Here is a 20,201-nt window from a genome sequence, read left to right as displayed (position 1 = left end):
TGAATCCCTCGCTGTACTTCGCCATGAAAAACACCCCAAAGGTTGGATCTGTGTCCAACTTTTGGGGTGCAGTTCACATGGGCTGGCGTCTTGCTAAAGATATCGCTTCTTGTATCAGAACTGGTTCATCGTGTTGTCCTTACCCGCCGCCTTCAGCGCCGCTTCGCCGCTGAAATACTCCTTGTGGTCATCGCCGATATCCGAGCCGGACATGTTCTGATGCTTGACGCAGGCGATGCCCTGACGGATTTCCTTGCGCTGCACGCCAGCCACATAGCCCAGCATGCCCTGGTCACCGAAGTATTCCTTGGCCAGATTGTCGGTCGACAATGCGGCGGTGTGGTACGTCGGCAGCGTGATCAGGTGGTGGAAGATGCCTGCTTCGCGCGACGCGTCGGCCTGGAAGGTACGGATCTTTTCGTCGGCGAGCTGCGCCAGTTCGGTCTGATCGTATTCCACGCTCATCAACTGGGCGCGGTCGAATGCCGACACATCCTTGCCCGCGGCCTTCATCGCGTCGTACGCCTGCTGACGGAAATTCAGCGTCCAGTTGAACGACGGGCTGTTGTTGTACACCAGCTTCGCGTTCGGGATGACCTTGCGAATCTCGCTCACCATGCCGTTGATCTGCGCGATATGCGGCTTTTCGGTTTCGATCCACAGCAGGTCGGCGCCGTTTTGCAGCGCGGTGACGCAATCCAGCACGCAGCGCGCTTCGCCCGAGCCGGCGCGGAACTGGAACAGGTTGCTCGGCAGGCGCTTGGGACGCAGCAGCTTGCCGTCACGCTTGATGATGACGTCGCCATTGCCGAGTTGGTCGGCCGACAATTCCTCGCAATCGAGGAAGGCGTTGTATTGGTCGCCCAGGTCGCCCGGCGTGTGGGTCACGGCGATCTGCTTGGTCAGGCCCGCGCCCAGCGAGTCGGTGCGAGCGACGATGACGCCGTCGTCCACGCCCAGTTCCAGGAACGCGTAGCGAATGGCGCGGATCTTCGCGAGGAAGTCTTCGTGCGGCACGGTGACCTTGCCATCCTGGTGGCCGCACTGCTTCTCGTCGGACACCTGGTTTTCGATCTGGATGCAGCATGCGCCCGCTTCGATGAACTGCTTGGCCAGCAGGTACGTTGCTTCCGCGTTGCCGAAGCCCGCGTCGATGTCGGCGATGATCGGCACGACGTGCGTGACGTGGTTGTCGATCTTTTCCTGAATCGCGGCCTTGGCGGAGCCATCGGCAGCGTCGAGCTGGCGGAACAGGCCGCCCAGTTCACGGGCGTCGGCCTGACGCAGGAACGTGTACAGCTCGCGGATCAACGCGCTGACGGAGGTCTTTTCGTGCATCGACTGGTCCGGCAGCGGGCCGAACTCGGAGCGCAGTGCAGCCACCATCCAGCCGGACAGATAAAGGTAACGGCGCTCGGTGCTGTTGAAGTGCTTCTTGATGGAGATCATCTTCTGCTGGCCGATGAAGCCGTGCCAGCAACCCAGCGACTGCGTGTACTTTGACGGATCGGCATCGTACGCGGCCATGTCGGCGCGCATGATCTTCGCGGTGTACTTCGCGATGTCCAAACCCGTCTTGAACTTGTTCTGGGCACGCATGCGAGCGGCGTACTCGGGGTTGATGGCATTCCAGGCGCTGCCGTTAGTCTCTTTCAAACCAGCAACTGCCTTGATGTCGTCTTGATATTGGGCCATGTGACTCTCCTGGGAACAAAGCGGGTTTAACTGAATGGTTTGGCGTGTCGCCGCGTCTAGCGAAGCGAACTGCATGACTCAATACTACCGCCGTTTGACGCGTCTGAGTGAAGTCTTATATAAGACATAAGACATAATTTACGTATATTTTTCAATGAGATAGACGCTAATTTTTGCAATGCAAAACACGTTTTCAAGCGGCAAAAAGTTGGCGGCGCAAAAATCCACGACAAATCCCGCGATATGAAATGTCCTTTCGGTTGCTGAAGACAGGTCAGCAGGGATGGCCCGAGCGACGTACGATGTCTGTTTCGACGTGACGAGGTTGCGACGCGCGATCCGACGTCCATTCGTTCATTACCGGAGGCGAACGTGCCAGGCTTACTTCCCGATGTCGACCGCGAGGGACTCCTCGAATATTCGGTCGTCTACACCGACCGATCGATCAACCATATGTCGCGGCTCTTTCAGGGCGTCTTGCGCGATATTTCCGCCGCCCTGAAACAGGTCTACAACGCGAAGTCGGCGGTGGTCGTCCCGGGCAGCGGGACTTTCGGCATGGAAGCCGTTGCGCGGCAGTTCGCGACGAACAAGAAGTGTCTGGTCATCCGTAATGGCTGGTTCAGTTTCCGCTGGTCGCAGATTTTCGACATGGGCGGCATTCCGTCTGCATCGACGGTGTTGAAGGCGCGTCCGGTCGAATCAGGGAGGCAGGCAGCCTATGCACCGCCTCCGATCGAAGAAGTGGTGGCTGCGATCAAGGAGAACAAACCTGACCTGGTCTTCGCGCCGCATGTCGAGACCGCGTCCGGAATGATGCTGCCCGACACCTATTTGCGCGCTGTGTCCGATGCCGTTCACGAGGTCGGCGGCATGTTCGTACTGGATTGCATCGCCTCCGGTGCGATCTGGGTCGATATGCAGGCCAGCGGTATCGATGTATTGATCAGCGCGCCGCAAAAGGGATGGAGCGCGCCGCCCTGTTGCGGACTGGTCATGCTCAGCCCGCTCGCGCGCGAAAGGATCGACTCGACCACCAGCACCAGTTTCGCTTGCGATCTTCGCAAATGGCTGCAGATCATGGAGACCTACGAAGACGGCGGCGTCGCGTATCACGCCACGATGCCCACGGACAGTCTCGCGACGCTGCGTGACGTGATGAAGGAAACCGAATCGTACGGCTTCGACAAAGTGAGAGCCGAGCAGCTCGAACTCGGCAAGCGCATTCGCGCACTCCTGACTGGCGCGGGCTTCAGGAGCGTGGCGGCCGAAGGCTTTCAGGCTCCGGGCGTCGTGGTGAGCTATACGGACGACGACGGCATACGCTCCGGGAAGAAATTCGCCGACGCAGGCCTGCAGATCGCGCCCGGCGTTCCTCTTCAATGCGACGAGCCCGCGGATTTCAAGACCTTCCGCATCGGCTTATTCGGCCTGGATAAGCTGCATGACGTCGAAGGTACGGTCGCGAGGTTCGCCAGGGCGCTGGATAGTCTTCGTTAAGACGCGTCGCTATCCGGCGTCGCGACCCCATGCCCGCACGGCCTCGGCAAAGAGCCGCAGCGCCGGCGGCGGATGACGGTTGGACGGGTAATACAGGCAGAGGCCGGCAAACGACGGACTCCATTGCGGCAGCAGGTGCACAAGCCGCGCGGCCGACAAATGCCCGGCGACCAGCGACACCGGAACCCACGCAATGCCGATCCCCGCCAGCGCCGCTTCGACCATCAGGTTCATATTGCCGAGGGTCATCGGTCCCTGCACGTCGATGGTGACGCGCTTGCCTCGATGTTCCAGCTCCCATCGATAGAGCGCCCCGCTATCGAAGCGAAAGCGGATGCAACGATGCGCGAGCAGATCATCGGGCGACTTCGGCACACCGTTTTTTTGCAAATACTCGGGGGACGCGACCGCCGCGAATTGCATGTCGGGGCCGAAGCGCACGGCGATCATGTCGCGTGGCACATCGTCCAGCACGCGGATGCCTGCATCGAATCCGCCGGCGACGATATCGACGAGCCGCGTGTCGACGACGAATTCAACATGAATGTCGGGATACTGCCCAAGAAATTTCGGCAACACATGCTGCACCAGCGGCTTCGCCGCGTTCTCCGAGCAACTGATGCGAATCGAGCCCGACGGCCGATGCTGGGCCGACGTGACTTCGTTGACGGCGTCTTCCAGATCTTCGATGGCAGGCGCTGCGCGCCGCAGCAACTGCTCGCCGGCTTCGGTCAATGCGATCGAGCGCGTCGTGCGATTGAAAAGCCGCACGTTGAGCCGTGCCTCGAGCGCACGCATCGTGTGGCTGAGCGCCGACGGCGTGACGCCGATCGCCCGCGCCGCCGCGCTGAAACTGCCTTGCTGCGCAATCGCGACGAACGCCGACAGTTCAGCCAAGCCCGCTCGCGCCATATGTGAATTTTCCTCAATAGGTCGTGTAACGTCGACCTGATTGTTGAGCCAAACGATGAAGCCTATCTTATCGGTTCGCGGCGCATCGCGCTGATCTGTCCAAGTGCCAGCTTTATCACCGGGGAAAGCATGAAAAAAGTGAAACTAGGAATGTCGGGCCTCGAAGTGTCGGCGATCGGATTGGGGTGCATGGGCCTGAGCTACGCGTACGGCGCACCCGTCGAGAAGGCGCACGGCATCGGCGTGATCCGCGCGGCCTTCGAACATGGCGTTACCTTTTTCGACACCGCCGAAGCGTATGGTCGTGCGACCAACGAGGAACTGCTCGGCGAAGCGCTCGCGCCGATCCGCGACCAGGTCATCATCGCGACGAAATTCGGCTTCAGGGACGGCGTGCCTGCGCATGGCGTGGACAGCCGGCCCGAGAACATTCGCGCAGTGGCGGAGACCTCGCTCAAGCGGCTGAAGACCGAGCGCATCGATCTCTTCTACCAGCATCGCGTCGATCCCGACGTGCCTATCGAAGAAGTCGCCGGCACCGTGCGCGATCTGATCGCCGAAGGCAAGGTGGCTCACTTCGGCCTGTCCGAAGCGGGCGCTGCGACCATTCGACGTGCACATGCCGTGCAACCGGTGGCCGCATTGCAGAGCGAGTATTCGTTGTGGTGGCGCGAACCGGAGCAAAAGGTCATGCCGGTGCTCGAGGAACTCGGCATCGGCTTCGTGCCGTTCAGTCCGCTCGGAAAGGGCTTTCTGACCGGCGCGATCGACGAGAAAACCTCGTTTGCGAAGGGTGACTTCCGGAACGTCGTGCCGCGCTTCTCCGAACAGAACCGCAAAGCGAATGCCGCGCTCGTGGCGATGCTCGGTGGCATCGCGCAAGACAAGGGCGCGACGCGCGCGCACATTGCATTGGCATGGCTGCTGGCACAGAAGCCCTGGATCGCGCCTATTCCCGGCACGACGCGTCTGGACCGGCTGCGGGAGAACATCGGCGCGGCATCGATCGAACTCACGGCCGATGAACTGTCGTCGATCAACGCCGCACTCGCCGCTATCGAGGTGGTCGGCGAGCGTTATCCGGCGTCGTTGCAGGCCCGTGTGGATCGTTGAGGCATCGAGCGCCGTGAGCACAAGGAAACGCATCATGCAGAACGTCGTCGTTGTAATCGGTCCGGGATCGATCGGACAAGCCATCGCTCGCAGAGTCGGTGCTGGCAAGCATCTTCTCCTCGCCGATCTGAAGCCCGACCACGCCGAAGCAGCCGCCAGGACGCTGAGCGAAGCCGGCTTCGAAGTGACGATCGCGACGGTCGATGTCTCGTCGCGCCGTTCCGTCGAAGCGCTCGTGGAGCTGGCGACATCCATCGGCGCGGTCGACGGCTTGATCCATGCGGCCGGTGTGTCTCCGTCACAGGCGTCGCCCGAGACGATCTTGAGGGTCGATCTTTATGGCACTGCCCTCGTTCTCGAGGCGTTCGGCGAGGTCATCGAGGAAGGCGGCGCGGCGGTCGTGATTGCATCGCAATCCGGTCATCGCCTGCCGCCGCTTTCGGTCGATGAAAACAATGCGCTGGCGACCACGCCTGTCGAGAACCTGTTGAAACTGCCGCTGCTTCAGCCCGCGCAGGTGAAGGACTCAGTGCACGCCTATCAGCTTTCGAAGCGCGGAAACGCTCTGCGCGTCATGTTCGAGGCCACTCGATGGGCGAAACGCGGCGCACGCGTCAACGCGATCAGCCCCGGCATCATCATGACGCCGCTCGCGAAAGACGAGTTGTCGGGTCCGCGCGGCGAAGGGTATCGGCGCATGATCGACGGCTGTCCGGCGAAACGCGCCGGTACCCCCGATGAGCTCGCCAACGTCGCGGCATTGCTCATGGGCCGTGACGGCAGTTTCATTACCGGAAGCGATATCCTGATGGATGGCGGCGTCACGGCGTCGTACTGGTTTGGAACACTGGCGCCGCAGTGACCCGCTGACCGTTACCCGTGACCCTCTTCGTTTCAATGGTTGACATTTAACCATGATTCGAGGTATTTTAAACTCGTATTGGACTCAGTCATGCCTTGAACCTCTGACATCAGAATATGCCTCGAACCAACGCCTCCAAGGGAACCTTGCCCGCACGCGCGAGGCGCGAAGTCTCGGAAAAAGAAACGCAAGCAAAGCCCGGCAAGTCGCTCGCAACACCGGAAAAGGAAAGTGCGGCGCCCGTGCGCAAAACAAGCGCTGTGCTCGTCAATCGCATTCAGGCTCCGAAGCCCCACGACCTGCTTGCCGATCAACTGCGCGAGGCCATCTTGCGGGGAGAAATCTCCGAAGGGGAAACACTGCCTCCCGAGCGTGCGCTGGTCGAGCAGACAGGGCTGAGCCGTGGCGCGGTGCGCGAAGCACTCCGTGTACTGGCGGTTGAAGGGCTTGTACAGACGCGACCAGGACGCTTCGGCGGCAATGTGGTTACGCTGCCTGGCACCGAGTCCATGGCCAACAGTATTTCTCAGTTCGTCCGCGGACGGCAGCTTCCCCTGCGGACCCTGCACGAGACGCGCGAGACCCTCGAACCTGCGCTGGCACGGCTGGCGGCGGTTCACCGGACCGAGGAAGACGTACAGACGCTGACCGCGCTGCACGACGAACTGACCGCCTCGGTCAACAATTTCCAGCAGTTCTCGCAGGCCAATATCAAGTGGCACAATGCCGTCGCGCGTGCCAGCGGCAACGAACTGCTCGCCGGGGTCTTGTATGCCATTTCGTACGGCGTGGCCGTATCCACGACGACAGAAGAGTACGACACGATGGATACGCGCAACCAGGTCATCCGCATCCACTCACAAATCAACGCGGCCATCGAGGCGCGCAATCCTGATCTGGCGGAGAAGCGCATGCGGCAACACATTGGCGCGACGCACGTGCGAGCCACGGCATCGGATACGTCGCACGTTCCCCTCTCTGACGACTAAACCGGCTTCGCTCTCCCCTTCGCTCGACCTCTTGCGTCCGCCGAAAGGCGCTGCGGAGTGCCGGTGTCTCATTGGCTGGCACGGCATGCTGATGCCGCCTTGTTCGGTTGCGCGTGCAGCAAGCCGAGGCCCTGTTTCTCGGCGTGTTCTTTCGCGGCACGGATCGCGCGATCGAAACTAATGTCCGTCGCGACATGCCTTCTGTCGACGTTCACGCACCATTGATTGAAACAGAAGCGCCATCGGATCCGACGCTCCTCTAGGAGCGCCGAAAACCAGCGCCACACCGACGCATCCTCGATGTTCGCCGCTGCGGCGGCCTCGAACCGCATACGTTGCATCGTGTCCATTTCCACTCACCTGAGAGTTGCTGAAGTCGCCGCGCGAGCGGTGCTCCTCAAGCGTGCGCGATCGCGACAGCACGGACATTCAGGTAGCAATCGAGAGCCTCTGGCCCCCCTTCCGATCCGTAGCCCGAATCCCTGACGCCCCCGAACGGCAATTCGGCGGATGGCATGGCCGGCATGTTCATCCAGAGCATGCCTACCTCCACACGGCGACTCAGTATGTCAGCGTTGACGAGCGACCTTGTGAAGGCATATCCGGCAAGACCGTAGGGCAGGCGGTTCGCCTCGCCGATCGCCTCCTCCAGTCGTTCGAAACCGCGAATGGCCGCCATGGGACCAAACGGCTCGTCATTGAAAATCCTGGCGTCGAGCGCCACATCGTCCAGCACCGTCGGGGCCCAGAAGTTCCCGACATCACCGATGCGATGCCCCCCCGCAAGCACCTTCGCGCCCTTGTTCACGGCGTCGTGATGCAGTTCGCTCATGGCGCTCAGTCGACGCGAGTTGGCAAGCGGTCCCATCTGCGTTCCTTCCGCCAGTCCATCGCCGGTCTTGAGACCTCGTGCGAAGTCTGCAACGGCGTGAGCGAAGTCCTGTCTGATACTTTCATGAACCAGGAACCGTGTAGGCGAGATGCAGACCTGACCGGCATTTCTGAATTTGGCCGCTCCCGCGCACTTGACCGCGAGGTCGATGTCGGCGTCTTCGCACACGATGACCGGCGCATGACCACCCAGTTCCATGGACACGCGCTTCATGTGCGTGCCGGCCAGACTGGCAAGCTGCTTGCCGACCGGTGTCGAGCCGGTGAACGTCACCTTCCGGATGACCGGATGCGCAATCAGATAACCGGAGATCTCCGCAGGATCGCCGTACACGAGATTCAGCACGCCTTCGGGCAATCCAGCCTCCTGGAATGCCTTCACCAGCGCCGCCGGGCTCGCGGGAGTTTCTTCCGGCGCTTTCACGATGATCGAGCATCCCGCGGCAAGCGCGGCGGCCACCTTGCGCACGACCTGATTGATCGGGAAGTTCCATGGTGTGAAGGCGGCAACCGGGCCGACCGGGTCCTTGATCACCATCTGTCGCGTCGACAGACTGCTCCGATGCGGAACGATGCGGCCGTACACCCGGAATCCTTCCTCGGCGAACCACTCGATGATCTCGGCGGCAGCCAGGGTCTCACCCTTCGCTTCACTGAGCGGTTTGCCCTGCTCGAGCGTGAGCAGCGTAGCGATCGAATCCGCCTGTGCGCGCATGAGTTCAGCAGCCTTGCGCATGACCTTGCTGCGTTGCGCCGGCGTGAATTCGCGCCATGCGACAAAACCCCGCTGCGACGACTCGAGTGCGCGATCCAGGTCCGCGAGACCGGCATGCGCGACGCGACCAATCTCGCGACCGTCGGCCGGGTTTCGGACCGGCAGGGAACGGCCATCGGCAGCGTGCTGCCACTCGCCGTTGATGAAGAGTTGAGTATCGGGATAGCCCATTCGACGCGACTCCGTGATATTGCCTGCAATCGATATCGCAGCGCTTAGTGGATGATGTTCAGCGCCACGAGAAATCGCGACACCATGTTATAGGCGGCCACCGTGGCCACGATTTCGACGACACCGTGCGGTTCGAACCTTGCGCACACGCGCTGCATCACGGCGTCCGGCACTTCCACGTCACGCGTCATGCAGTCCGTGAGTTCGAGCACCAGCGATTCGTCGTCCGAGAAGCCATTGGCTTCGGCGGGCCAGGTCTTCACTGCGGCGATCTGGTTCGACGACAAACCCGCCTTTCTTGCATGGGGTTCATGGGCTTCGAACTCGAACGACGCGCGGTTGAGCACGGCCACGCGCAGGATGATCAGCTCACGCAGGTCTGCCGGAATCTGAGTGCGATTGCGCACCGCCGTCAGCATTCGCTCCCATCCCGAGGCGATGGGAGCGCTATTGAGCAGGGCTTGATACAGCACGGCGATCTCGCCCCCGCGCTCGGCGCGGATGGCCGCCTCGACTTCCGCGAGTTCGGGACGGGTACCCGGTTCGATCAGCGGCACGCGAATGGATCCAGTCATCACAATCTCCTTTGCGGTTTATCTTGCAAGCACGAGGCGGCCTTTGACGTGGCCGGCCCGCAAGCGCGCAAGGGCGTCGTTCACTGCGTCGAATGGCACCTCTTCGACAGGCAGGGGCTGGATGTTGCCCGACTTGACCAGCGCGATGAGTTCCTTCAGTTCGTCGAGGCTGCCGACGAATGAGCCTCGAAGCGTGATCGCACGCTGAACGAGGGGCGGCAACGAGATCGTGATATCTCCACCGAACAGACCGACGACAATGCACATGCCGCCTTTTCTCAACGACGCCACGGCGAAATCCGCCGTCGCCTTGTTACCCACGAAGTCGACCGCAGCCGCGACACCGCCAGCGGCCGCCAGCTGCGCCGAGGCATCGGCATCGCGCGGGTCGAACACCAGGGTCGCCCCGTGGCCGAGCGCCAGTTCGCGTTTTGCGGGATCGATATCGGCAACCGCGATGCGTCGGAAGCCGAGTCCCATGGCAATCTGCAGACCGCTCAGGCCGACGCCGCCAAGGCCCATCAGGAGCAGCAGATCGCGCTCCTTGTCGATATCGACCTTGCGCAGCGCGCTGTACGCCGTGAGCCCCGAGCATGCATAAGTGGCCGCGAGCGTGGGCTCGATGCCCGACACGTCGATCAGGTACTTCGGGTGCGGTACCACGCACTGCTCGGCATAACCTCCGGGACGGAACACCCCGATCGATTGCGGCTTGCCGCACAGGTTTTCGTCGCCGCGCAGACACATGTCGCAAGTACCGCAACCGAGCCACGGGTAGATCAGGAAAGCCTTGCCGATCGCGCCATCGTCCAGCGGAGCGTCGGGCCCCTTCGATACGAGCCGTCCCAGCACCTCGTGGCCGAGAATCACAGGTGGATTGATACCGCGATCGACCAGGTTCAGCCGCTTTCCGCCGCCCAGGTCGTAGTAGCCGTCCTGCAGGTGAAGATCGGTGTGGCACACGCCGCATCGCATGACCTCGACGACGACCTCCGTGCCCGCAGGCCGGTGATCGACTCGCTCGACTGGCACGACCGGTTCACAAAAACACTGGACCGCGTACGCTCGCATGTTTTCCTCCGTTTGAACTTTGTTAATCGATGTCTTGCAGCCGGTATCCATCACCCCAGCGCGTGACGCGTCCAACGGACGGCGACGGAAAATGGGCGGTGCAACACAGCGTGGGTGTATCGCAATAGCGTTCGAGGAACGCACGTCGCGTGACTGCCGCCTGAACCGGGTCCTTGTCTCTCGCAAACGAAAGCTCGGGATAGCGGGTCTGAAGCGGCACGTGGATCAGATCACCCGTCAGGACGACGTCGTCCGCCTGTCTGCCGAAGCAAAACGACAGGTGTCCTTCGGTGTGCCCGGGAGTCGGCAGGATCCGCAAATGATCGCCAATCTGATGATCGTCTTTCACGATTTCCGCACGTCCCGCCAGGATGACTGGAAGCACGCTGTCCGCGTACGCCGCGTTTTGCGCGACGTGATGCGCCGCCGCGGCCGTCGCATGCTCCGTCTCGCCAAATACGTAGCGTGCGTTGGGAAAAGTGGGGATCCATGCGCCTCCGGCGAGCCTCGTATTCCAGCCGACATGGTCGCCATGCAGATGCGTGCACATGACGAAGTCGATGTCATCGACCGAAAAACCGGCGTCCGACAACGCGCGCAGATAGCGATCATCGGATTTCATGTCCCACTCCGGCCGCGGACGGGGCTTGTCGTTACCCAGGCAACTGTCCACGAGAATCGTGTGATGGGGCGTCTGAATCACGTACGACTGGTAGCACAGAATGAACGTGTCGTTTGCATCCAGCGAATGAGGCTGAAGCCAGCTTCGGTTCTCGTCGAGTCGTTCAGGTGTCAGCCCGGGCAGCATTTCGAGTGCGGGCAGGAACGGCGCATCGAGTTCCACGATCCGGTGCACGGTCAGATCACCAACCTGAAATTTCAAGCTCATATGGAATCCGAAATACTACCTTACCGATGAGAAAACGATCTCACGCGAAAGTCACAACTGGACGAGTTGCTTGCCGAAATTCTCACCTCCCATCATCCGCATGAAGGCGCGCGGCACGTTTTCGAGTCCGTTCATGACGTCTTCACGGAACTTGAGTTCGCCCGACGCGTGCCAGGCCGCCAGCCGCTGCAATGCTTCATCCCGACGGTTCCACCAGTCGTAGACGACGAACCCCTGCACCACGGCGCGCGTCGCAATCAACCTCGAGCTCGCACGCAATCCGACGTCCTCGCCTGCTGGATTGTTCGCGACGGCAACGCGACCCACAATCGCAACCCGCGCCCCTGTGGCCAGATTCTTCATGACCGCGTCGTGAATCGGACCGCCTGTGCCATCGAAGAACACGTTCACGCCGCCCGGGCAGCACCGGCCGACTTCTGCCGCGAGATCGGGCATCGCCTTGTAGTTGATCGTCTCGTCGAAACCAATCGTCTTGCACCAGTCCAGCTTCCGGTCCGAACCGGCGATACCGACTACACGGCAGCCGGCCAGCCGTGCGAGCTGACCGGCGATCTGTCCGACCGCGCCCGCCGCGGCCGACACGACGACCGTGTCACCGGGTCTCGGACGACCGACGTCGAGCATGGCGAAGTAGGCAGTCAAGCCGGGCATTCCAAGCCATGAAAGTGCCGCCTGAGGCGGCGCAGAACGGGTGTCGACCTTGTTCACCTTCGACGCGCCGGGGAGATCGGGGGTAAGGACCGCGTAGTCCTGCCATCCGACGTCCGGACCCTCGGCAATATCGCCGATCTTCCAGCCGGGATGATTCGATTCCACGACTTCGCCGACACCGCCTCCCTGCATCAGGCTGCCGAGCTGCATGCCGGCGCCGGCATTCAACCGGCCACGCATATAGGGGTCCACCGAAAGCCACAACGTCTTCACAAGAATCTGCCCGCTGGCGGGTCGCAAGACGTCGGCTTCGGCAAGACTCCAGAGCGACTCGTTCAGCGTCCCCTGAGCATGCGAGGCCAGTACCCATTGACGATTTCTCATTCGCGCACCCTCCTTTGTTGCGACAGTTGCCGACAAGAATAGCGCAACCCGTTTAATTGTCAACCATTGAATATATATCTTCCTGTTCAGTGAAATCCCCTACAAATATCGATCAATACGCACCTTGACGCCCGATATCGTTTTGGTTAACCATTGAAACAAATGGCTGCGATGGTCTTGCTGCAGCCTTGACCTTCAACTCAGCAGAGGAACAAATGTTCAATCTCATCGGTGAGCAGTCGGCGATCGTCGACGGCGTGTCTGCCGTCTGTCGGAAGTTCGATGACGAATACTGGGCGACGTGCGAAAGGGACGAGCGGTTCCCGCGAGAATTTCATCGTGCAATGGCCGATGCCGGATGGCTGGGCGTCACGATGCCCGAGGAATACGGCGGCGCCGGACTCGGCATCAAGGAGGCTGCCCTCGTCATGCACACCGTTGCATTGCACGGCGGCGGGATGGCGGCGACTTCCTCGATCCACATGAACATGTTCGGTCCTCATCCGATGCTGGTTCACGGCACTGCGGAGCAAAAGGATCGCTGGATACCGCGCCTCGTGGCGGGGCAGGACCAGGTCTGCTTCGGCGTCACCGAACCGGATGCCGGCCTCGATACCACCAGCATCAAGACCTTCGCAAGGAAGGTCGACGGTGGCTACATCGTCTCGGGACGCAAGATGTGGATTTCCACCGCCCAGGTGGCGCACAAGATCCTCCTTCTGGCCCGCACCGCACCGAAGCACGAGAAGGGCAAAGGCAAGGCGACCGACGGCATGACGCTGTTCTACACGGATCTCGACCGCACGAAAATCGAGGTGCAGCGAATCCCGAAACACGGACGCGCCGCGGTCGATTCCAACGCCGTTTTCATCGACGACCTGTTCATTCCCGAGTCGGATCGCATTGGCGAAGAAGGGCGCGGCTTCCACTATCTGCTCGACGGACTCAATCCCGAACGCATTCTCATTGCGGTCGAGGCAATCGGGATCGGACAGGACGCGCTGCAGCGTGCCGCGCGCTACGCGAGGGAGCGGGTGGTTTTCGGCCGGCCGATCGGGCAGAACCAGGGCATCCAGCACCCCTTGGCGGAAGCGTGGCTGAACCTCGAATCCGCCCTTCTGATGGCGGAGCGAGCGGCGGATCTCTACGATGCCGGCCGCCCATGTGGCGCCGAGGCCAATGGCGCGAAGCTGCTCGGCTCGCGGGTCGGTTACCAGGCGTGTCAGACGGCGGTCCTGACTCACGGTGGCATGGGATACGCGAAGGAATACCACGTCGAACGATTATTGCGCGAGGTGCTCGTGACCAGGATCGGTCCGATCACCGACCAGATGATCCTCTGCTTCATCGGCGAGAAGGTCCTTGATCTTCCCAAATCCTATTGACCATTCGTTGCGAGAAAGAGCATGCCCGGCCTGTACTACGAAGAGTTCGCCATCGGACAAGTGTTCGACCACGCCGTCCGCCGCACTGTGACCGAGATGGACAACGTCCTCTTCTCGGCGCTCACCCATAACCCCGCAGCCCTTCATCTGGACGAGGAGTATTGCCGGGCCGAGACCGAGTTTGGTCAACGGATCGTCAACAGCGCATTCACGCTCGGTCTCATGGTCGGGCTTTCCGTGCAGGACACGACACTGGGCACCACTGTGGCGAATCTTGGCTGGAACGAAGTCCGCTTTCCGCAACCACTCTTCCATGGCGATACGGTGCACGCCCGTTCGACAGTCTTGGACATGCGCGAGAGCAAATCGCGTCCCGCAACGGGCATCGTGACCTTCGTTCATGAGGCCTTCAACCAACGCAACGAACTGGTGGCGACCTGCACGCGTGCTGCGTTGATGAAGAAAAAGGAAAAGGTCACGCGATGAAACCTCTTGACGGTATCAAGGTCCTCGATTTCTCCAAAGTCCTGGCCGGCCCTTTGTGCACGCAGGCGCTCGGCGATCTGGGCGCCGAGGTGATCAAGGTCGAGCCGTTGGGACTCGGCGACGAAACCCGGGGCTGGCCACCGTTTCGAAGCGAAGGGCTGGGCGCGGTGTTCCTCAGCGTGAACCGCAACAAGCGAAGCATTGCCCTGGACCTGAAGACGGCGGAAGGCCGCGCCGTGGCGCACCAGTTGGCCGCGCAGGCTGATGTTGCCATCGAGAGTTTCGGCACTGGCGTCGCCGAGCGGCTCGGCATCGATGCGGCCACGCTGCAACCGCTCAACAAACGGTTGATCCACTGCAGCATTTCCGGCTTCGGCCGCGAAGGTCCGCTTGCCCGCTCGCCCGGTTACGACGTGATTCTTCAGGCCTTCAGCGGCATGATGTCCCTGACCGGCGATGAAGGCAGCGGCTACGTCCGCAGCCCTATTTCTCCGATCGACCAGATGACCGGCACTCACGCGCTGACGGGCATTCTGGCCGCGCTGCTCGAACGCGACAAGACCGGAACCGGAACGACCGTGATGGTGTCGCTGTTCGAAACGGCGCTCGGGCTGCTTCGCTATAACCTGCAAAGTTACTGGGAACGCGGCACTCAGCCTCCGAAATGCGGTTCGAGTCACGAATCGCTGTGCCCTTACCAGGCATTCGAAGCCGCCGATGGACCTCTCATGCTGGGCGTCGCCAACGACAGTCAGTGGCGCAAGCTATGTGCTGTCGCCGGATTGCAATCCATCGCGGACGATCCAAGGTTTCGCACCAACAGCGACCGCGTGCTGAACCGCGGGCAAACGCTCGGTGTGGTGCAGACGGCACTCGCGAAGAATCCGGTGGCTTACTGGAACGACAAGTTGACGGAAGTCGGTGTGCCGTGCGCGCCGATCAACACGCTGTCGCAAATGCTGCAGCACCCGCACACGCAATCCAGCGACGCCATCGTCGACTACGTGCATCCTCATGGCGGTCCGATCCAGTCCGTTGGCCAGCCATTCACGCTCGGCGGCGAGCCCCGACGGGCGGGTTCGCCCCCTCCCGTCCACGGCGAACATACCGAGGCCGTCCTTCACGAGATCGGCTTCTCGCGCGCGGATATCGACAGTCTGAGAGCCAGCAAGGTCATTTCGTGAATGTCGAAACTCATCAACGCTTTCGAGGGAGTTCAACTCATGTATCTACGATCTTGGCTCTTCGTGCCAGGCGACAGTGACAGGAAACTCGCCAGAGCAGATGGCTCCGGGGCCGATGCCGTGGTGCTCGACCTAGAAGATTCCGTGGCCGCGGCCAACCGTGGCAAGGCGCGCCAGAAGATTCGCGCGTTCCTCGACGCCCGGCCACCAGCGCAGCGCACGTACCAGTTATGGGTGCGCGTCAACCCGCTCGACGACACCGCCCTCGCCGACCTTGCCGCGATCATCGGCGGCGCGCCGGACGGGATCATGCTGCCGAAGATAGACGGACCGGAAGACGTCCTGCGCCTGAGTCATTACCTCGATGCACTCGAGGCGCGCGAGAACGTTCCGCATGGTCACGTCAAGATCGCGCCCGTCGCGACGGAAACGCCTTCGGCGCCGCTTCGGCTCGGCGAGTTTTCTTCGGCACGGCTCGCGCGTCTCGTCGGACTCAACTGGGGTGCGGAAGATCTGAGCGCCGCGATTGGCGCATCCACCAACGTCGACGAACACGGCCGCTGGACCCTGACCTATCGTTGGGTTCGGTCGGCGGTACTGCTTGCCGCCAAATCGGCGGGTGTGCAGGCCATCGAAACGGTCTACGTCGACTACCGCGATCTCGATGGACTCCGGGCATCGTGTCGGACGGCTGCGCAGGAGGGGTTCACGGGTCGCGTCGCCATTCATCCCGATCAGGTTGCGACGATCAACGAAGCGTTTGCACCCTCTTCGGACGACGTTGCGCTGGCACGAAAGATCGTTGCTGCTTTTGCAGACGAACGTGGAGTCGGGACCGTAGGAATAGACGGGAAGATGTTCGATATTCCGCACCTGAAGCGTGCCCGAAATCTTCTCGATCTCCATGAGAAGTATCAGCGACAGGCATCCAGCTAACTCCGCTTGAAACGCACAGTGTACGAAGGAATCCATATGAAAGTCATGGTACCGGTCAAACGTGTGGTCGACTACAACGTGAAGGTCCGTGTTAAATCGGACGGTACGGGTGTCGATCTCTCGAACGTCAAGATGTCGATGAATCCATTCGATGAGATTGCGGTCGAAGAAGGAGTCCGTCTGAAAGAAGCGGGCGTGGCGACGGAAGTCATCGCCGTGTCGGCGGGCAGCGCGCAGTGCCATGAGACCCTGCGCACTGCGCTGGCAATCGGCGCGGACCGCGCGATCCTCATCGAATCGAACGAAGAACTTCAGCCCCTGGCCGTGGCGAAGCTGCTCAAGGCGCTGATGGACAAAGAGCAGCCTCAGTTGCTGATCCTCGGCAAACAGGCCATCGATGATGATTCGAATCAGACCGGTCAGATGGTCGCCGCGTTATCAGGTCTTCCGCAAGGCACCTTTGCATCGAAGCTCCTTATCGCCGATGGCAAAGCGATCGTGTCACGCGAGATCGATGGCGGCGCGGAAACGCTGTCGCTGAAGCTGCCCGCCGTGATCACGACCGACCTGCGCCTGAACGAGCCACGCTACGTCACGCTTCCCAACATCATGAAGGCGAAGAAAAAGCCTCTGGCGACGACCGATCCTGTCGAACTCGGCGTGGATGTGTCACCGCGTCTGAAAACGCTGAAGGTCGCCGAGCCGGCGAAACGCTCCGGCGGCGTGATCGTGCCGGACGTGAAGTCGCTGGTCGACAAACTCAAAAACGAAGCAAAGGTTCTCTGAGGAAACGCTCGAAATGACGATTCTGGTAATTGCAGAACTCTCGGGAGAGGGTGCATCGCTGAAGCAAGCGACTCTCAACACGCTGACCGCCGCAGCCCTGCTCGCCACGCTCACCGACAATCAGATTCATGTGCTGATCGCCGGATATGAGGCCGAGGCTGCCGCGGCTGCGGCAGCGAAGATCGCGGGAGTATCGAAGGTGCTTCTTGGCGACGCGCCGCATCTGGAAGCAGGTCTCGCGGAAAACATCGAAGCGACGGCCCTGACCATCGCACGGGAATACTCCCATATCCTCGTTCCCGCGACCGCCTATGGCAAAAACATCGCGCCGCGTATTGCGGCCAGGCTCGACGTTGCACAGATCAGCGACATCGTCGCAGTGGTGAGCGCCGATACGTTCGAGCGACCGATCTACGCCGGCAACGCGATCGCGACCGTCCAGTCGATCGATCCGATCAAGGTGATCACCGTACGCACCACCGCCTTCGCTGCCACTGCGGCAGAAGGCGGCTGCGCGCCGGTCGAGCATGTCGCGGTGGTGGTTGACAGCGGCCTGTCGCACTTCGACAGTCGCGAAATCACGAAGCTCGAACGTCCGGAGCTGACAGCGGCGCACATCATCGTCTCGGGCGGCCGTGGTCTGGGCAGCGGCGAGAACTACACCCGAGTTCTCGAGCCACTGGCGGATCAACTCGGCGCGGCGCTCGGTGCATCACGTGCCGCCGTGGATGCAGGCTTCGTGCCGAACGACTATCAGGTGGGCCAGACTGGCAAGATCGTCGCGCCGCACTTGTATGTGGCTGTGGGCATCTCGGGCGCCATCCAGCATTTGGCGGGCATGAAGGACTCGAAGGTCATCGTAGCCATCAACAAGGATCCGGAAGCGCCTATATTCGGTATCGCGGACTATGGCTTGATCGGCGACTTGTTCGAGGCGGTTCCTGCCTTTGTCGACGCGCTGTAAAAAGCGCTATGGCATGTGCTTGCGAAACTGGCGTCGAGTGATGCGCCTGAAGACATGAGCGCATCGACGCCAGCTTCGTCATAGCCCGCCTCGCGAAGTATTTCCCGGCTGTTCTCGCCCAGGAGAGGAGCATGACGATGCTTCCGCCGGGTGTCGTCCCGCCATTCGCTGGGGACGGCCATCTCCCGTATCCGCCCGACTGCCGGATGGTCGGTCTCGCTGAAGAACCCAAAATCCTTCAAATGCGGGTCCTCGAGCAATGACTCGAGGGTATGCATTTTGAAGAACGGGATGTCGGCTCCACTCAGCAAGACGCGCCACTCCTCGGTCGTGCGCAGCGCCATTTCGTCGCTGACCATGCCGTAGAGTTCGCTCACATGTGCAGTGCGCGTCGTGATGCTCATCAGGCGTGGATCCGACTGATAAAGACCCGGCTTGCCAATCGCCTTCAGGAAGCCGCGCCACTGATTGTCGGTGTATATCACGCAACACGCGTAGCCGTCTTTGGTCCGATAAGGACGACGTTGCGCCGAAAGAAGCCGTGGGTATCCGAAGCCTCCTTTGGCCGGAACGAAGGTCTCGCCATAGAGATGGTCTCCGAGAACATGAGACACCATCGTCTCGAACATCGGCACGTCGACGCGTTGTCCCAGTCCCGAACGTTCCCGTGCATAGAGTGCGGCGCAGATCACGCCGAAAGCGTACGTTCCGACCGAACGATCCGCGATGGTGAGAGGCACATAGCGCGGGGCGCCGTTACCTGCCATCGCGACGACCATAGGTACAGCAGTGGCAGCCTGGATCAGGTCGTCGTAAGCGCCCTGAGGCGCGTAACGTCCGCGCTGGGAAAATCCGAACATGCCGACATAGACCAGTCGCGGATTGATTCTGGCAAGCGTTTCATAGTCCAGGCCGAGTCGTCGCATGGACTGGGGACGAATATTGTAGGCAAGCACATCGGCATCCTTCACGAGCCGGAGCAACGCCTCGCGGCCGATCGAGGACTTCAGGTCCAGCACGATGCTGCGCTTGTTTCGGTTCAGCCCGAGGAACAGCGGCCCAAGCTTTTCCTCTCCGCATGGACCAATGCTGCGTGTGCAATCGCCCTCGGGCGGCTCGACCTTGATGACATCCGCCCCGAGGTCTCCGAGCATCTGTGTGGCCCATGGCCCCATGAACACCGATGTGAGGTCTACTACCCTCACCCCCGACATTGCTCCGGCAGTCGTCTCCATGCTTTTCTCGTCACGTGGAATTCGCGGACGCGCGGCGCTGAGTGCGTGCGAAGTGCGGTCCGTCCCGCCCAATATGCTACAAGAAAATCGAGCACCGTCATGTCGGCATCTCGTCCTCCGGACCTGTGCAACGATCGTCCGACCGGTCCGGCCGACCCTGCTCCCGATAGAAATCTGGAAATTCCTGTTGGACATGAGGCCGGTGATCCTGCCAGCCGACGCAAGTGTTCAGCATCGCCGGCGGCGGTCGTTCATCGAGGGGAAGGCGTTTGATCCGTTCACGCATGGCAAGGTAGTTCGCCTGAACAAGTACGGTCGCCATCTGCGGCAGCAACTGCGATGCGTGCCAGCAGTTGTCTGCCGCGCCAATGCGTTCGCGCACCGCTCTCATGAAGCCGGCGCCCAGATTGATTCCGTTCAGCTGGAATCGCCTCTCGACCTCCTTGCAGCAGTGGTAGGGGGTCGCATCCATGGCAACCTCCGTCGCGCGAATCGTTCCGCTCCCGTCCACCGTGAGTCGGACCGAGATTCTATGTATCGCCTCTCCAGGCGCGACGTGCGGACGCTCGACGCCGAGCCTGAAATCGACCGGCTTCGTATCGACCAGGGTCGCTTCGATGTCGGTCAGATTGTCTTCGCGGAGAAATGCGTCGATCGTGATTGCTCGCCTGTGCAACGGGCTTCGCGCCTTCGGTTCGCTGAGGGGCATGGCTTACTCCGGGTCTG

Annotated in this window: 20 protein-coding genes; 10 read left to right on the top strand and 10 right to left on the bottom strand. The window is 61.3% G+C overall.

The features are described from left to right. Nucleotides 1–114 precede the first annotated feature (114 nt). On the bottom strand, nt 115–1,695 hold the full coding sequence (locus tag AWB80_RS39165) for an isocitrate lyase (protein ID WP_061179984.1): 1,581 nt from the start codon (nt 1,693–1,695) through the stop codon (nt 115–117). Between the two features lie 372 nt (nt 1,696–2,067). Between AWB80_RS39165 and AWB80_RS39160 the strand changes: the two genes are divergently transcribed. Beyond that, entirely contained in the window at nt 2,068–3,195 is a 1,128-nt protein-coding gene (locus tag AWB80_RS39160) for an aminotransferase class V-fold PLP-dependent enzyme (RefSeq protein WP_061179983.1), read from the top strand. Between the two features lie 9 nt (nt 3,196–3,204). On the opposite strand, the gene AWB80_RS39155 is transcribed toward AWB80_RS39160, so the two are convergent. Continuing rightward, nucleotides 3,205–4,107: a LysR family transcriptional regulator gene (locus tag AWB80_RS39155; RefSeq protein WP_061179982.1), complete on the bottom strand. Its 903-nt coding sequence runs from the start codon at nt 4,105–4,107 to the stop codon at nt 3,205–3,207. A 129-nt stretch (nt 4,108–4,236) separates the two neighbouring features. Here AWB80_RS39155 and AWB80_RS39150 point away from each other — a divergent pair, with 129 nt between their 5' ends. The 3 genes from AWB80_RS39150 (at nt 4,237) to AWB80_RS39140 (ending at nt 7,071) form a co-directional block, all read left to right on the top strand. Next, the gene (locus tag AWB80_RS39150; RefSeq protein ID WP_061179981.1) at nt 4,237–5,220 is read left to right on the top strand and encodes an aldo/keto reductase; all 984 of its coding nucleotides are present in this window, start codon (nt 4,237–4,239) and stop codon (nt 5,218–5,220) included. Between the two features lie 34 nt (nt 5,221–5,254). After that, nucleotides 5,255–6,082, top strand: coding sequence for an SDR family oxidoreductase (locus AWB80_RS39145; protein WP_061179980.1), 828 nt, complete (start codon nt 5,255–5,257; stop codon nt 6,080–6,082). Nucleotides 6,083–6,198: 116 nt separating this feature from the next. Beyond that, a complete protein-coding gene (locus tag AWB80_RS39140) occupies nt 6,199–7,071 on the top strand; it encodes a FadR/GntR family transcriptional regulator (protein ID WP_087131962.1) in 873 nt (290 codons plus the stop codon). Nucleotides 7,072–7,139: 68 nt separating this feature from the next. Here the strand turns inward: AWB80_RS39140 and AWB80_RS39135 are convergent, their stop codons facing one another. Genes AWB80_RS39135 through AWB80_RS39110 form a run of 6 tightly spaced genes read right to left on the bottom strand, consistent with a single transcriptional unit; the run spans nt 7,140 to nt 12,499 of the window. Next, on the bottom strand, nt 7,140–7,421 hold the full coding sequence (locus AWB80_RS39135; protein WP_244206994.1) for a hypothetical protein: 282 nt from the start codon (nt 7,419–7,421) through the stop codon (nt 7,140–7,142). A 47-nt stretch (nt 7,422–7,468) separates the two neighbouring features. Next, nucleotides 7,469–8,908 carry an NAD-dependent succinate-semialdehyde dehydrogenase gene (locus AWB80_RS39130; RefSeq protein WP_061179978.1) on the bottom strand — a complete coding sequence of 480 codons (1,440 nt, stop codon included), beginning with the start codon at nt 8,906–8,908 and terminating at the stop codon, nt 7,469–7,471. A 44-nt stretch (nt 8,909–8,952) separates the two neighbouring features. Beyond that, nucleotides 8,953–9,483 (bottom strand): carboxymuconolactone decarboxylase family protein, encoded by a 531-nt coding sequence (locus tag AWB80_RS39125; RefSeq protein ID WP_208635755.1) that lies wholly within the window; start codon nt 9,481–9,483, stop codon nt 8,953–8,955. An 18-nt stretch (nt 9,484–9,501) separates the two neighbouring features. After that, a complete protein-coding gene (locus AWB80_RS39120) occupies nt 9,502–10,629 on the bottom strand; it encodes an alcohol dehydrogenase (RefSeq protein ID WP_208635754.1) in 1,128 nt (375 codons plus the stop codon). Continuing rightward, complete coding sequence (locus AWB80_RS39115; RefSeq protein WP_061179976.1) at nt 10,577–11,443, bottom strand: MBL fold metallo-hydrolase; 867 nt, start codon at nt 11,441–11,443, stop codon at nt 10,577–10,579. The genes AWB80_RS39120 and AWB80_RS39115 overlap by 53 nt, the downstream gene beginning before the upstream one ends. Before the next feature lie 51 nt (nt 11,444–11,494). Further along, nucleotides 11,495–12,499 (bottom strand): NADP-dependent oxidoreductase, encoded by a 1,005-nt coding sequence (locus AWB80_RS39110; RefSeq protein WP_061179975.1) that lies wholly within the window; start codon nt 12,497–12,499, stop codon nt 11,495–11,497. 215 nt (nt 12,500–12,714) lie between these two features. Between AWB80_RS39110 and AWB80_RS39105 the strand changes: the two genes are divergently transcribed. From AWB80_RS39105 to AWB80_RS39080, 6 genes are read left to right on the top strand one after another with little or no spacing between them, the layout of a single operon-like run. Continuing rightward, nucleotides 12,715–13,884, top strand: coding sequence for an acyl-CoA dehydrogenase family protein (locus AWB80_RS39105; protein WP_061179974.1), 1,170 nt, complete (start codon nt 12,715–12,717; stop codon nt 13,882–13,884). A gap of 21 nt (nt 13,885–13,905) precedes the next feature. Then, nucleotides 13,906–14,370: a MaoC family dehydratase gene (locus AWB80_RS39100; RefSeq protein WP_061179973.1), complete on the top strand. Its 465-nt coding sequence runs from the start codon at nt 13,906–13,908 to the stop codon at nt 14,368–14,370. Continuing rightward, complete coding sequence (locus AWB80_RS39095; RefSeq protein WP_061179972.1) at nt 14,367–15,554, top strand: CaiB/BaiF CoA transferase family protein; 1,188 nt, start codon at nt 14,367–14,369, stop codon at nt 15,552–15,554. Before AWB80_RS39100 ends, AWB80_RS39095 begins: the two co-directional genes overlap by 4 nt. After that, on the top strand, nt 15,555–16,490 hold the full coding sequence (locus AWB80_RS39090) for an HpcH/HpaI aldolase/citrate lyase family protein (RefSeq protein WP_167390503.1): 936 nt from the start codon (nt 15,555–15,557) through the stop codon (nt 16,488–16,490). It abuts the gene before it with no gap. A gap of 36 nt (nt 16,491–16,526) precedes the next feature. Next, a complete protein-coding gene (locus AWB80_RS39085) occupies nt 16,527–17,276 on the top strand; it encodes an electron transfer flavoprotein subunit beta/FixA family protein (RefSeq protein WP_061179971.1) in 750 nt (249 codons plus the stop codon). 13 nt (nt 17,277–17,289) lie between these two features. Continuing rightward, entirely contained in the window at nt 17,290–18,240 is a 951-nt protein-coding gene (locus AWB80_RS39080) for an electron transfer flavoprotein subunit alpha/FixB family protein (RefSeq protein ID WP_061179970.1), read from the top strand. On the opposite strand, the gene AWB80_RS39075 is transcribed toward AWB80_RS39080, so the two are convergent. Together AWB80_RS39075 and AWB80_RS39070 are read right to left on the bottom strand one after the other, a co-directional pair. Then, nucleotides 18,183–19,475: a CaiB/BaiF CoA transferase family protein gene (locus AWB80_RS39075; protein WP_061179969.1), complete on the bottom strand. Its 1,293-nt coding sequence runs from the start codon at nt 19,473–19,475 to the stop codon at nt 18,183–18,185. The genes AWB80_RS39080 and AWB80_RS39075 overlap by 58 nt on opposite strands. 97 nt (nt 19,476–19,572) lie before the next feature. Further along, nucleotides 19,573–20,184: a DUF2889 domain-containing protein gene (locus AWB80_RS39070; protein ID WP_061179968.1), complete on the bottom strand. Its 612-nt coding sequence runs from the start codon at nt 20,182–20,184 to the stop codon at nt 19,573–19,575. Nucleotides 20,185–20,201: the final 17 nt, after the last annotated feature.

Source organism: Caballeronia pedi (genome assembly GCF_001544915.2).
Classification (GTDB): Bacteria; Pseudomonadota; Gammaproteobacteria; order Burkholderiales; family Burkholderiaceae; genus Caballeronia; species Caballeronia pedi.
This window is presented reverse-complemented; position numbering and strand designations above follow the sequence as displayed.